This is a genomic window from Streptomyces sp. CAU 1734 (genome assembly GCF_039888735.1).
Lineage (GTDB): Bacteria > Actinomycetota > Actinomycetes > Streptomycetales > Streptomycetaceae > Streptomyces.
This window is the reverse complement of sequence record NZ_JBDQQP010000005.1, coordinates 332,592-345,961: the sequence shown is the minus strand read 5'-3', so window position 1 is coordinate 345,961 and position 13,370 is coordinate 332,592. Positions and strand designations below refer to the sequence as shown.

The 13,370-nt window shown below is 74.0% G+C and carries 9 protein-coding genes; 2 read left to right on the top strand and 7 right to left on the bottom strand.

What is annotated here, in order from left to right; all coding sequences use genetic code 11:
* Positions 1–85: 85 nt before the first annotated feature.
* The 4 genes from rph to AAFN69_RS12155 form a co-directional block, all read right to left on the bottom strand.
* Positions 86–2,710: a rifamycin-inactivating phosphotransferase gene (gene rph / locus AAFN69_RS12170; protein ID WP_347728411.1), complete on the bottom strand. Its 2,625-nt coding sequence runs from the start codon at positions 2,708–2,710 to the stop codon at positions 86–88.
* 263 nt (positions 2,711–2,973) lie between these two features.
* A complete protein-coding gene (locus AAFN69_RS12165) occupies positions 2,974–4,155 on the bottom strand; it encodes an ROK family protein (protein WP_347728410.1) in 1,182 nt (393 codons plus the stop codon).
* Between the two features lie 445 nt (positions 4,156–4,600).
* The gene (locus AAFN69_RS12160; RefSeq protein WP_347728409.1) at positions 4,601–5,077 is read right to left on the bottom strand and encodes an NUDIX domain-containing protein; all 477 of its coding nucleotides are present in this window, start codon (positions 5,075–5,077) and stop codon (positions 4,601–4,603) included.
* Between the two features lie 50 nt (positions 5,078–5,127).
* Positions 5,128–6,075, bottom strand: a complete 948-nt coding sequence (locus tag AAFN69_RS12155) for a beta-ketoacyl-ACP synthase III (protein ID WP_347728408.1) — start codon at positions 6,073–6,075, stop codon at positions 5,128–5,130.
* Positions 6,076–6,406: 331 nt separating this feature from the next.
* Here AAFN69_RS12155 and fdhD point away from each other — a divergent pair, with 331 nt between their 5' ends.
* Entirely contained in the window at positions 6,407–7,246 is an 840-nt protein-coding gene (gene fdhD / locus AAFN69_RS12150) for a formate dehydrogenase accessory sulfurtransferase FdhD (RefSeq protein ID WP_347728407.1), read from the top strand.
* A 17-nt stretch (positions 7,247–7,263) separates the two neighbouring features.
* On the opposite strand, the gene AAFN69_RS12145 is transcribed toward fdhD, so the two are convergent.
* Complete coding sequence (locus tag AAFN69_RS12145) at positions 7,264–9,567, bottom strand: GTPase-associated protein 1-related protein (protein ID WP_347728406.1); 2,304 nt, start codon at positions 9,565–9,567, stop codon at positions 7,264–7,266.
* 431 nt (positions 9,568–9,998) lie between these two features.
* Positions 9,999–10,391, bottom strand: coding sequence for a (2Fe-2S) ferredoxin domain-containing protein (locus AAFN69_RS12140; RefSeq protein ID WP_347728405.1), 393 nt, complete (start codon positions 10,389–10,391; stop codon positions 9,999–10,001).
* A gap of 387 nt (positions 10,392–10,778) precedes the next feature.
* On the opposite strand from AAFN69_RS12140, the gene AAFN69_RS12135 reads away from it, so the two are divergent.
* Entirely contained in the window at positions 10,779–12,602 is a 1,824-nt protein-coding gene (locus tag AAFN69_RS12135) for a long-chain fatty acid--CoA ligase (RefSeq protein WP_347728404.1), read from the top strand.
* A 19-nt stretch (positions 12,603–12,621) separates the two neighbouring features.
* On the opposite strand, the gene AAFN69_RS12130 is transcribed toward AAFN69_RS12135, so the two are convergent.
* Complete coding sequence (locus AAFN69_RS12130) at positions 12,622–13,356, bottom strand: heparin lyase I family protein (protein WP_347728403.1); 735 nt, start codon at positions 13,354–13,356, stop codon at positions 12,622–12,624.
* Positions 13,357–13,370 lie beyond the last annotated feature (14 nt).

The window sequence follows — 13,370 nt, the reverse complement described above, 5'->3', positions numbered from 1 at the left end:
GCCGGCCCGGCGGCCGGCGGCCTCCGCGGAGGCGGTCCTCTCCGGAGCCCCGCGGAAGCGCGACCCGGCCGGGCTCCGCCGCCGGTCAGGACAGGAGCTCGACGCAGCCGTCGGTTCCGTGCAGGCGGATCCGCTGTCCGTCCCGGATCAGCCGGGTGGCGCGGTCCACGCCCACCACGGCGGGGAGGCCGTACTCCCGGGCGATCACGGCGCCGTGGGTCATCAGGCCGCCGACCTCCGTCACCAGGCCCGCGATCCCGACGAAGAGCGGCGACCAGCTGGGGTCGGTGAAGGTGGTGACCAGGATGTCGCCCGGTTCGAGATCGGCCTTCGCGATGTCGAGGACGACCCGGGCCCTTCCCTCGACGGTTCCGGCGGAGACCGGCAGGCCGGTCAGGGCACCGGCCGGCACGCCCTCGCGCCGGTACGCCCCGGTGACGGCCTCGCCGTCCGAGGTGAGCACCCGGGGCGGGGTGAGCGCGGCGTACGACCGGAACTCCGCCTCGCGCCGGCGGATCAGCCCGCCGTCCACCCGCCGCGTGCGCACGGCCTCCCGGAATTCCCCGAAGGTGAGGAAGAAGACGTCCTCCCGCCGGGTCAGCACGCCGGCCCGCACCAGGCGCCCGGCCTCCGCCAGCAGGGCGCGCCGGTAGACGAGCAGGCGGCTGACGATGTCGTACTTCGGGTACTCCCGGTAGCCGATGAAGGTCCGCACCCGGTCGATCATCCGCTTGGTCTCGCCGGCCCTGCGGTCCCCGTCCGGCAGGGCCCGCAGCCGTGACAGCACGTCGGCTTCCTTGGCCAGCGCCTTCCGCCGCCCTTCCTCGAAGCGCCGCCCGGCGGCGCCCGGAGGGAAGTTCCTGACATTGTCGAGGATCGCCGGAACGAGTGCGGCGGGCCGCTCGCACCAGCGCGGCCGGGTGATGTCGATCTCGCCGACGCAGCGCATGCCGTAGCGGCCGAGGTAGCCCTCCAGGGCCTCGCGCGCCCCGGCTCCGCCCGGCAGCTCCGCCAGCCCGTCCAGCCAGTCCGGCCCGTGCCGGTCTCCGACGGCCCGCAGGAATTCCACCACTTCCGGGTGCGGGCGGACGGCGTCCGCGACGTCGAGCAGCTCCAGTCCCATCTCGGAGGTGATGTTGCCGGGGGCGGACAGGGTGAGTGTGTCGGCCGCGTTCTTCTCGCCCAGCCACTCCCGGAGGCGGTCGTTGAGCCACCAGGTGGCTTCGATTCCCGCCATGATCGCCTGATGGCTCAGCGGATCGGCGAGCGCCCGCTTGTGCTCCTGGATCGCCTCCAGCAGGAAGTCGAACAGCGCCGGTCCGGTCTTCGTCCGGATATCGCGCTCCAGGGCCGCGACGGAGGCCCGGCCGCGTTCGATCAGCCCGGTGACGACGGCCGGATCGGTCGGGATCCGGGCGGGCGGCCCGCCCGGGTCCGAGTCCGGGCCGGGGGCCGGAGCCGGGTCGGGCAGCAGGGGGACGAAGTCGTCGCGGTCCAGCACGGTCTCCAGCGCGTCCCTGGTCAGCGGGTCCTCTCTGCCGATGAGGTCCAGGAGACCGGCGCGGCCCGCGGGTGAGGTCAGACGCCCGGTGGCGTCGACGAACAGCCGCCCGCCGGCCTCCCGCATCGGTGCCATGGCCAGCATCCGCCACACGGACAGGCCCAGGGGTTTCATGGGGTCGGTCATCATCTGCTGATGGCCGACCGAGACATAGACACGGTTCTCCGGGTCGCCGGGCTCGGCGGCGGGAACGGGGAACAGGGTGGTGACCGGCCGGCTCTGAACGATCCGGAAACCGTCCTCGGCCAGACACCACTCGATGTCCTGCGGGCGGCCGAAGTGCGCCTCGATCCGCCGCCCGAGCCGCACGAGCGCCACTGCCTGGGCATCGGTCAGCGCCGGCTGCCTCTGCCGCCGCGGGTCGACCGCCGCCTCCCGGGTGCCGCCGCCCGGCAGGGCGTGCACGGCCCGCTGTTTGGCGGCGATGGTCCTGGCGACGATCTCACCGTCCCGCACCGCGAAGACATCAGGGTTCACGAGACCGGAGACCAGCGCCTCCCCGAGGCCGAAGCCGGCGTCCACGGTGGCGACCTTCCGGTTGCCCGTGACGGGATCGGCCGTGAACAGGACGCCGGACGCGTCCGGGAACACCATCCGCTGCACGACCACGGCCATGTGGACCGTGCGGTGGTCGATGCCGTTCCGCCGCCGGTAGACCACGGCCCGTTCGGTGAACAGCGAGGCCCAGCAGCGGCTGATGTGCCGGAGCACCGATTCCGCTCCCACCACGTTCAGATAGGTGTCCTGCTGACCGGCGAAGGAGGCCGTCGGCAGATCCTCCGCGGTCGCGCTGGACCGCACGGCATAGGCGGCGGCCCCGTCGCCGTGCCGGGCGAGCGCGCCCGTGACCGCCGCCACGAGATCGTCCGGGACGGCGGTCCCCTCGACGGCCCGGCGGATCTCCGCGCCGAGCGTGCGGATCGCCTCCCCGTCGTCCGGGTCCACCCGCGACAACCGGTCGAGCCGGTCACCGATCGACGGGACATCCTCCATCACCCGCCGGAAGGCATCCGTCGTCACACAGAAACCGTCCGGCACACGGACACCGTCGATCCGCGACAGCCCGCCCAACTGCGCGCCCTTGCCGCCGACGACCGCTGTCCGCGTCTCGTCGACCTCCCGAAGATCCAGCACATACGTCTCCGCCATCGCTGCCGGCGCCTCCCACTCCGTCGAACCACCTGGTGGTGGCGTCGAGCGACGATTCTCCGGCGCGACCGGGGCCTTGTGGCAAGCCCCCCGGTGCGCTATAAGTTGAGCACGGCAAGGAGAGCGCTTTCTCCTTGCCTTTGCTTTTTCGGTCCGGCGGTGAGGGCGGGCCGGCCCGCGGGTACGGCTCACGGACGGGCGGCGTTCCACAGCGCGGGCAGCGGGCGCGCGGAGGCGTACGGGGCGGTGGGGCCGGTGCCGGGTCAGACCGGCGAGAACAGATGGTCGCTGATGAGGCGGGCCGCGCCGGTCACCCCGGCGATCCGGCCCAGCCCGCCGAGGACGATGGGGAGATTCCCGGTCGCCAGCGGCAGCGACCGGCGGTAGACCTGGGTCCGTATGCTCGCCAGCAGGGTGTGGCCGAGGCCGGTCACCCCGCCGCCGATCACCACCAAGCCGGGGTTGAAGAAGCTGACGAGTCCGGCGATGACCTGGCCGACCCGGTCGCCGCCCTCGCGGATGAGTTCGAGTGCGGCGGTGTCGCCCGCCGAGGCGGCCGCCGCCACATCGGCGGCGGTGAGCCGGCCGTTCGCGGCCAGCCGTTCGGCGAGCCGGGGCGAGCGGCCGGAGCGGGCCGCCTCCTCGGCGTCCCGGGCGAGTGCGGCACCGCTGAAGTGGGCCTCCAGACAGCCTCTGTTGCCACAGGGGCAGGGGCGTCCGCAGGGGTCGACCTGGATATGGCCTATGTCGCCGGCGCTGCCGGTCGCGCCCCGGTAGACCTCTCCCCCGACGACGATTCCGCAGCCGATGCCGGTGCCGATCTTGACGCAGAGGTAGTCGGCGGCGGACCGGGCGACGCCCGCGTGCTGTTCGCCCATCGCCATCAGATTCACATCGTTGTCGACCATGACCGGGCAGCCGAGATCCTGGCTGAGCGCCTGCCGGACGGGGAAACCGTCCCAGCCGGGCATGATCGGGGGCGCGACCGGTGTGCCCTCGGGGAAGCGGACCGGCCCGGGTACGCCGATACCGGCGCCGTCGAAGCCCTCGGCGAGGCCGGTCGCCTTCAGTTTCGCCGCCATGGACAGCACCTGCTCGAAGACCGCGACGGGCCCTTCCCGTACGTCCATGGGATGGCTGAGGTGGCCCAGTACTTCCAGTTCCGCGTTGGTGACCGCGACATTGACGGAGGTGGCGCCGATGTCGGCGGCGAGGAAGCGGAGGCGGGGGGCGAGGCGGATGTTGTGGGAGCGGCGCCCGCCGCGCGAGGCGGCGAGGCCGTCGGCGACGATCAGCCCGGTCCCCAGCAGCCGGTCGACCTCGACGGCCAGTCTGGAGCGGGAGAGGTCGACCAGATCACCGAGCCGGGCGCGGGAGTTGGGGCCGCCGTCGCGCAGCAGTCTCAGCAGTCGCGCCTGGTGTGCGTTGGCGGGCCGTGCGGTCAAGCGCCTCACTGCCCTCCCCTCCCCCGGCCTTCGGCATGGCAAATCCCATGGGGCGCTGGGTGATACGGCTTTCGAGGGGAAAGTAGCAGCGCCCTTTCCGAGTGGGAAGAAGTCGCGCGGGCTTCCGCGCCGGTTCCTCCCCACGCGGGACAAAGTCTCCAGGGCCGGTGCGTTCAGGGGAGGGCCGGGAAATCGGCCTCGCGCGGGACGGGTGTGGTCTCGTTGCTCCGGCTGCCGGGAAGCGGGCCGGTGCGCCGGTCGGGACGGCCGTGGAGGCCGCGGGTGTACCGGACGATCGCGCCCGTCGCCGGGTGGGCGGTGCCGGTCGACGCCCGGGCGGACGCGCGAGGGGCGATACGGCGGCCGAGGACGGCCGCCGTGCGCTCCGGAGCGCCGTACCGCCCCCGCCTGCGGGCATCCCGCCGGGCGACGGTGCGGGCGGGTGTCAGTCCCGGCGGGTGTCGAGCAGCTCCGCCAGCCGGTCGAGAAAGACCCGCTGACCCGCGACCAGCCGGGGACGCGCCTCCTCCAGCGGGAACCACCCGGCCCGGTCGATCTCCGGGAACTCGGCCCGGACCCCCGAGCGGGGCGGCCACTCCATGGTGAAGGTGCCCGGCACCACGAGGGCGGTGTCGAGTTCGCCCTCCAGCGCCCAGATGGTGACGATCTTGCCGTTGGGCTGCCGGGCCTCGCCCAGCGGCAGCCACTCCCCCGGCGGCGGCGCGAGACCGAGTTCCTCCTCGAATTCCCGGCGGGCCGCGGCGGCCGGCTCCTCATCCGAGGTGTACTGCCCCTTGGGCACGGACCACGCCTGCTCGTCGCGGTCCTCCCAGAAGGGCCCGCCCATGTGACCGATGAGAACCTCCAGGGTCCCCTCGCGGTCGCGGAACAGCATCAGTCCCGCACTTCTCACAGCGACCATGGCGCTCAGTCTGCCCCTCCGCGACCCTCCGCCGCCCGCGCCCGCGCGGGTCAGGGGCAGCGGATGATCTGGCCGGCGTACGAGAGATTGCCGCCGAAGCCGAAGAGCAGCACCGGGTCCCCGGAGGAGATCTCGCCGCGCTCGACCAGCTTGGCGAGGGCCAGCGGAATGGAGGCCGCCGAGGTGTTGCCGGACTCGATCACATCGCGGGCGATCACCGCGTTCACCGCGCCGATCTTCTGCGCCACCGGCTCGATGATCCGCAGATTGGCCTGGTGGAGCACGACGGCGGCCAGCTCCTCCGGGAGCACCCCGCCGCGCTCGCAGACCTTGCGGGCGATGGGCGGCAGCTGGGTGGTGGCCCACCGGTAGACGGCCTGCCCCTCCTGCGCGAACACGGGCGGGGTGCCCTCGATCCGCACGGCGTGGCCCATGGCCGGAACCGATCCCCACAGCACCGGGCCGATACCGGGCTCCTCGCCCTCCGGCGCCGCCTCGACGATCGCCGCCCCCGCGCCGTCGCCGACCAGGACACAGGTGGTGCGGTCGCTCCAGTCGGTGACGGCCGTCATCTTGTCCGCGCCGATCACCAGGACCCGGTCGGCGGATCCGGCCCGCACCGCGTGATCGGCGGTGGCCAGGGCGTGGGTGAAGCCGGCACAGACCACATTGAGGTCCATCACGGCGGGCGATTCCATGCCGAGCCGGGCGGCGACCCGGGCCGCCGTGTTCGGCGAGCGGTCGATCGCGGTGGAGGTGGCGACCAGCACCAGCCCGATGTCCTGCGGGGTCAGTCCGGCCGCCGCGAGCGCCTTGGCACCGGCATGGGCGGCCAGCTCGTCGACGGGTTCGTCGTCCGCGGCGCGGTGCCTGGTCCGGATACCGACCCGGGTGCGGATCCACTCGTCACTGGTGTCGACGAGCGCTGCCAGATCCTCATTGGTGAGCACGCCGGCGGGCTGGTAGTGCCCGAGCGCGGCGATACGTGAGCCGGTCATAAGGAGTCCCCTCCGTGCGGGCAGTGGAATGCCCCAGTCTTCGCTGCTACCAACCGGTACGACGGCAGGTGACCCGACAGGATTCGGCCCCCGGAATTTGGAGCTTCCCGAGGGTCCGCCGGGCCCCGCGCCTGCTCCGGGGGCCTTCGGAGCCGCCCGGCCGTGCTTCCCGGGCCGCCCCGGCGGGTGCCCCCGGAACCGCCCCGGCATGCGTGCCGGACCTCCTTCGTGTGCCTCCCGGACCATCCCGGTGCGCGTGCCGGACCGCCCCGGCCGGTGTAAGGGACAATGGGCCGGTCCAGGTCACCTCGCCGAATGGGAACCGATCGCCATGGGACGGGTCACCGAACGCCGCCGCACCATCCGTATCAGAGACGGTGTGGTCTCCGCCCGCCCCGACACCCTGGTGGCCGAGGAACCGCTGGAGATCCGGCTCAATGGCGAACCACTCGCCGTGACCATGCGCACACCCGGCGACGATTTCGCGCTCGCGGCCGGCTTCCTGGTGAGCGAGGGAGTGCTCGCGGCGGCGGACGAGGTGCGGTCGATCGTCTACTGCGCGGGCGCGACGGCGGACGGCGTGAACACCTACAACGTGGTGGATGTGAAACTCGCCCCCGGCGTACCCCTGCCGGACATCTCCCTGAAGCGCCATGTGTACACCACGTCCTCGTGCGGGCTCTGCGGCAAGGCGAGTCTGGACGCGGTGCGGACCACGGCACGGCTGCCGATCGCGGACATCCCCCGGCTCCGGATCGAGCCGGCGCTGCTCTCGGAGCTGCCGGACCGGCTGCGGGCGGCGCAGCGGGTCTTCGACCGGACCGGGGGGCTGCATGCGGCGGCGCTCTTCTCGGAGGAGGGCGACCTGCTCGATGTCCGCGAGGACGTCGGCCGGCACAACGCCGTCGACAAGCTGATCGGCCGGGCGCTCCAGGAGGGCTCGCTGCCGCTGTCCCGGGTGATTCTGCTGGTGTCCGGGCGGGCCTCGTTCGAACTCGCGCAGAAGGCGGTGATGGCGGGCGTGCCGGTGCTCGCCGCGGTCTCCGCCCCGTCGTCACTCGCGGTGGATCTGGCCGCCGGGTCGGGGCTGACCCTGGTCGGCTTCCTGCGGGGCGCGAACATGAATGTGTACGCGGGCGAGGAGCGCGTCGCGCTGCACCCCGAGGTGTGAGCCGGCCGCCGCCGCGGTCACCGGAACCGGTCGCGGATCCGGGCGAGCCGGCCCGGCCGGTTCCACTCCTGGAAGGCGGCGGACAGGCCGTCCCCGGCGCGTGCCAGCTCCGCCGTGACCTCGGCCATGCCCTCGGGCGGCAGCAGGCGGACGGCGGGCCGCAGCACCTCGGCGAGCAGCGCGGTACGGGTCTGTTCCCAGGCCGGGCTGGCGCCCGGCTCGCGGGTCCAGTCGATGAAGCGGGCGGCGATCCGGCCGGGCGGGGCATGCGGCCGGCCGCGGTCCAGGTCGCCGCGCGCGGCCGTCTCGTACCCCTGGAGCAGCACCGGATCGCCGGAGCGGGCCAGTTCCTCCAGCTCTCCGGGCGGCGGGGTGTCGGAGAGGAGGACTCGGGCGATCACGGCGGCGGCGCGCTCGGCGACGGCCGGTTCGAGCGGCAGGGCGGTACGGGCGAGGGTGCCCGCCTCCCGGATGAAACCCGGCCCCGCGGTGCCTCCGGTGATGTGCCCGGCGAGGGCGAGCAGCGAGAGGGCGCTCCGGGTGCGGGGGTCGAGGGCGTGGCCGGCATAGCGGAGCAGATCGGCGGCGAGGGCGGGCGCGTCGGGGTCCCCGGCGGGTGCGGTGAGGGCGGTACGGGTGAGTTCGGCGCCGATTCCGGAGCTCTGGAGCCACTCCTGGGCGAGTTCGTTGACGAGAAGGCCGGCCTCGGCGGGGGCGGGGGTGCGGCCGGGCCAGGCGAGGCGGAAGGCGGTGCGCTGGACGGCGGGGTCGGCGCGGTGGGCGGGCCCGGCGAGATCCAGCAGGGTGTGGAAGGTGCGTACCGGGTCGCCGGGAACATGCCGCAGGCCGGCGGCTTCGCCGAGGTGGAGGTGGGGGGTGGGGGCGAGGTCGGCGGCCGGCAGGGCGGCCCGCACGGCGGCGGCGACACGGGCGGGGCCCCCGGGCGCCTCCGCCGCGGCGCGGTCGAGTTCGGCGAGGACGGGTGCGCGGAGTTCGGGGCGGCGGTCGAGCACGGCGGCGATGGGCGCGGGCGGAGCGGGCTCCGGGCCGGCGGCCGCTTCGAGGAGGGCGGCGGTGACGCGGTCGGCGAGGAGTGGGTGGATGCCCATGGTCTCGACCGAGAGCGCGGCGGCCAGGTCGAGCAGGGCGAGGACGAGTGCGGGCGGGGCGGTGGCGACCGCCGCGAGGGCGGCGAGGAGTTCGTCGGCGAGTGCCCCGGCCGGGCCGGCGGCGATCCGGTCCGCGACGGCGGCGAGGGCGAGCCACTCCCCGGGGGACCGGGGGTCGCCGCCCTCGGCGAGTCCGGCCAGGAGCGGGGTCCAGAATTCGGCGCCTCTGCCGTGTCCGTGACGCCGTGCCCAGCGGGCCGCCGCGGCGCGCCCCGCGGAGTCGAGGGGGACCCCGGTGGTGGCCGCGAGGACGGCGAGCCGGGCGGGGTCATAGGGGTCGCGGGGCGGACGGGGTCCGGTGCCGGGGTCCGGATTCTCGTGTTCGCCGGGGAGCCGCCGGGCGGCGGAGAAGAGCCGGGGTTCCCCGGCGAGCCAGATCCGGGCGGCGACCCGGGCCCAGAGATCGTCCGCGGGGGCCGCGGGCGGCGGCCCCGCCGCGCCGTGGATCCGGTGCCGGCCGGTGCCGGTGCCCGCCGCCGTGTCGGGGAGGGTGCCGACGAGGTGGTGCGGTGCCCGGCCGGGGTGGCGGGTGTACGAGATGAAGGTGAGCCGCTCCGCGTCCTTGCGGGGCAGGGCGGCGGCGGCCAGGGCGATCCACTGGATGGTGTCGTGGGTGTCGCGTTCGGCGAGGATCAGCCGGGGTGCGGCCGGGTCGGTGAAGAGCGCGCGCACATCGGCGAGGAAGCCGGGGAGCAGTTCGGCGCGGGCGCCCGCGAAGGCGGTGAGACCGGCGCGGTTGATGCGGCGGCCGGGCACGGGCTCGGTGAGCGGATCGGGTGCGCGGTGTTGCGGGGTGCGGGCCGACCAGTGCGGTGAGCCCCAGAGTTCGACGGGCAGCAGACCGGCGGGTAAGGAGTCGTCGGCGGGGAGCCAGAGCGCGTGGGCGTGGAAGCCGTGCCCTTCGGTGTGAACGGTGTGGCAGAGCAGCCGGCTGCCGTCGGAGAGGGTGGCGTGGCCGAGGGCGGCGGGGAGTTCGCCGGGGGCGGGGCGGCCGGGGGTCTCCCGGGGCGGTTCGCAGCCGAGGAGTTCCCCGATCTCGGGGAGGAGACCGGCGGGTATGCGGGGGTCGACCGAGGTGAAGCGGGGTCCGGAGGCGTCGGAGACGTGGTGGAGCTGGGGAAGGCCCTCGGGCGGGCCGGCCGGGGAGTTCACGCGCGGCCTCCCCCGAGCTCACGGCGGGCGGGGCCGGCGCGTAACCCGGTGCGGGCAGCCGGACGGCGTCGCGGCCGGGAGCGGGCGGTCGCACGGGCGGGGCGGAGGGGGCGGGTCACGGTCGTCACGTCAGCGCGCCACCAATCGTTCGTGCGGGCGTTCTTCGGGCTGTGCGGTGTCGGGCCCGGGGCCGGGCGGAATGGCGCGGCGCCGGTACGGGGGCGGCGGACCCGTCGGGTGCCCGGGTGGCTGCCGCGTCAGTCGTCCCGCGCGTCACCATCGGTGTCCACATCTCAGCAGATCGCGATCACCGGCGGTAGGCATTCGCCACAAGGTGTGCGGAACGTCCCGTCGCGGCGGGCGGGTTGGGCGGCCCTCCCGGCCCGGCGACGGTACGCGTACGGCGGCGCCCGGTCCCGGTCCCGGCCGGCTCAGGGACGGTTGGCGGGTGCCGGAATGGTCTGGAGCTCCAGTGTGGCCGGGGGTTCGGCGACTCCGGGCCCGCCGGCGCGCACCCAGGCGAGGATGTCGTCCACGGCTCCGTCGTCGAGCACCCAGCCGATCCAGGCGGCGCGCGCACCCCGGCGACGGGCCTCCGCCGAGGGCTGGACCACGATCACATTGGCCTGACCGCAGGGGCCGAGGCAGTCGCTCTCGCGCACCTCCAGCCGTCCGCCGGAGGCCGCGGCGGCGGTGCGCAGCCGGGCCAACTGGCCCTCGTGGTCGGTGCCCGGGTGCTTGCGGGCACTGCCGCAGCAGCAGCCCCGGCAGACGACGAGGGTGCACGGGCGGGTGCGGAAGGAACGTATCGGCGGGGTGCTCATGGGGTGATCGTCTCAGCCGTCCCCGGCGTCGTTCCAGGTGGCGGCAGCGGTGCGGCGGGAAACCGGCCCCGGGCCGGCCGTGCGCGACACCCCGGGCGGCCCCGGGAGGCCGGGCCGCGGTGCCGGACACGGCCCGGCGCCATGCCTGCGCGATGACCAAAAGTCCGTAAAGCGGCGGTGTGCTCACCGTACGAATGGTGTGGAGATTCCACCCCGGCTCGCTTACTCCGCACGCAGAAATCTGTCCGGGACTTCCCCGTGTGACCGGATTTCTCCGTCTGACCGGTGGTGATGCCATTCGTCCACACCTTCCGCGACGCCCTGTCACCGGTCATTGGCGTGGGGTACCGTCGCGGCGCTGTGCGGAGCACCACAAGGAGCGGCCCCTTGCGCGAGTTCACCGTCCGTCCCCTCGACGCGGCGCCTCAGGTCGGCGGTCTGGCCGACACGGTCTTCGAACGCGCCGAGCGCGAACCGGGACGGATCGTCCTCGGCCGCAAGGACGGAGCGGGCCACTGGCGGGATGTGAGCGCCGCCCAGTTCTGTTCGGAAGTGCTCGCCCTGGCCAAGGGGCTGCTCGCGGGAGGCGTCCGGTTCGGCGACCGGGTGGCGCTGATGTGCCGTACGCGGTACGAGTGGACGCTCTTCGACTTCGCGATCTGGACGGTGGGCGCGCAGTCCGTTCCCGTCTATCCGACGTCGTCGGCCGAGCAGGTCCGCTGGATACTCCACGACTCGGGGGCCACCGCCTGTGTGGTGGAGCACGAGGACCAAGTGATGACGGTGGGTTCGGTGATCGGCCGGCTGCCGATGCTCAAGCGGCTGTGGCAGCTCGACGCGGGCGCGGTCGGCGAACTGACGGCGTCCGGTGCGCGGATGGACGACGAGGTGGTGCACCGGCACCGGCTGGCGGTGACCCCGGATTCGACCGCCACGGTGATCTACACCTCGGGCACCACGGGCCGCCCGCGCGGGTGCGTGATCACCCACGCCAATCTGATGTTCGAGACGGATACGCTCATGGGACGGTGGAAGTCGCTCTTCCGGGCCCGGCCCGGTGCTCCGCCCGCGACCCTGCTCTTTCTGCCGCTGGCCCATGTCCTCGGGCGGGTGGTCGAGGTGGCGGCGGTCCGCGGCGGGATGAGGTTCGGTCATCAGCCGGTGCTCCGGCCGGACACGCTCCTCCCCGATCTGGTGTCGTTCCGCCCGACCTTCTTCCTCGCCGTTCCCTGTGTCTTCGAGAAGATCTTCCAGGTGGCGCGGCGCCGCGCGGAGGCCGAGGGGCGCGGCGGCCCGTTCGAGCGGGCCGCGGAGGTGGCGGTCCGGTACGCGGAGGCGAAGGAGGAGCGGGCGTTCGGGCTCGGCCCCGGGCCGTCGGCGGGCCTGCGGATGCGGCACCGCTTCTTCGAGCAGGCCGTGTACGCGAAGCTGCGCGAGGCGCTGGGCGGGCGGGTGCGGTACGCGATGTCGGGCGGCTCCGGCATGGACCGGCGGCTGGCGCTCTTCTTCGAGGGCGCGGGGGTGCGGATCTTCGAGGGGTACGGGCTCACCGAGTCGACCGCGGCGGCGACCGCGAACCCGCCGGAGCGGCCCCGGTTCGGCACGGTCGGCCGGCCGCTGCCGGGGACCGCGGTGCACATCGCGGCGGACGGTGAGGTGTGGCTGCGCGGGCCGCATGTGTTCTCGGGGTATCTCAACGACCCGGGGGCCACCGAGGCCGTGCTCCATGACGGCTGGCTGGCGACCGGCGACCTCGGATCGCTCGACGACGAGGGCCATCTGACGATCACCGGCCGGAAGAAGGAGGTGCTGGTGACCTCGGCGGGCAAGAGTGTGTCGCCACTGGCGCTGGAGGAGCGGGTGCGGTCGCATCCGCTGGTGGCGCAGTGTCTCGTGGTCGGCGATGACCGCCCTTTCATCGCGGCGCTGGTCACCCTGGACCAGGAGGCCGTGGAGCACTGGCTGGCCATGCGGGACCGGCCGCCGCTCGCCGCCGCCGGGATGGTGCGGGATCCGGGCATCGAGGCCCAGATCCGCCGCGCGGTGATCACCGCGAACACTCTGGTGTCGCGGGCGGAGTCCATCCGTACCTTCCGGATCCTCGCGCATCCCTTCACGGAGGAGCAGGGGCTGCTCACCCCGTCGCTGAAGCCGAAGCGGGCGGCGATCGAGCGGGCGTACGCGGCGGAGATCGACGCGCTGTACCGGTGAGCGGGCCGGGGGCCCGCACTCAGCGGACGAGTTGGTGGCAGCGCAGATTGCCGAGGAGGAGATGGCAGTCGCGCAGGGAACCGGAAGTGTCCCCCAGCGATCGGTAGATGCCCCACTTGGGACGCACCCGGTCGGCGAGGAAGGTGGCGACACCCGTTCTCGACTCGTCGATCACGGTGCGGCCGGCCCGGCTGAGGATCCAGCGGACGGAGCCCGAGCTCCCGCTGCCGATCGCGATCCGGAAATCGACATCGACCCAGTGGCCGTGGAGGGGTTCGAGAGGGGTCCGGCCGACGAGGGTGTTGGAGGTGAAGACCTTGAGCTCGATGGTCTGGACGCCGTTCACCCGGCGCAGCGACTGGACGGCGATCGGGGGTGATCCGGTGCCCGGCTGCTTCATCTGCATGATGTGGGTGAAGGTGGTGGTGGCCCGCAGGGAGGCGGGGATGAGCATCGAGTAGGTGACCCGCCAGGTCTCCCCGGCCCGCCACCGGAGGAAGGAGTCGCCGTCGCGGCAGCCGGTGACCTCCTGGCGCTGGCGGTCGGTGGCGGTGTCGCGGTCGGCGGTGTGCAGGGAGAAGCGGAAGGCGTCGCCCTCGGGACGGATGTGCGGGGCGGCGGCGGGGTGGGATCCGGCCCGGTCGTCCTCCACGGTCTCGAAGGCGCGCAGTCCGTCCCGGGCCGGGGAGGGGGACCAGCGCAGCCGCCACTCGGGAGCCGGGGCGGGGGAGATTCCGGCGCGGTACGGGTGCATGGGCCGGCTCCTCG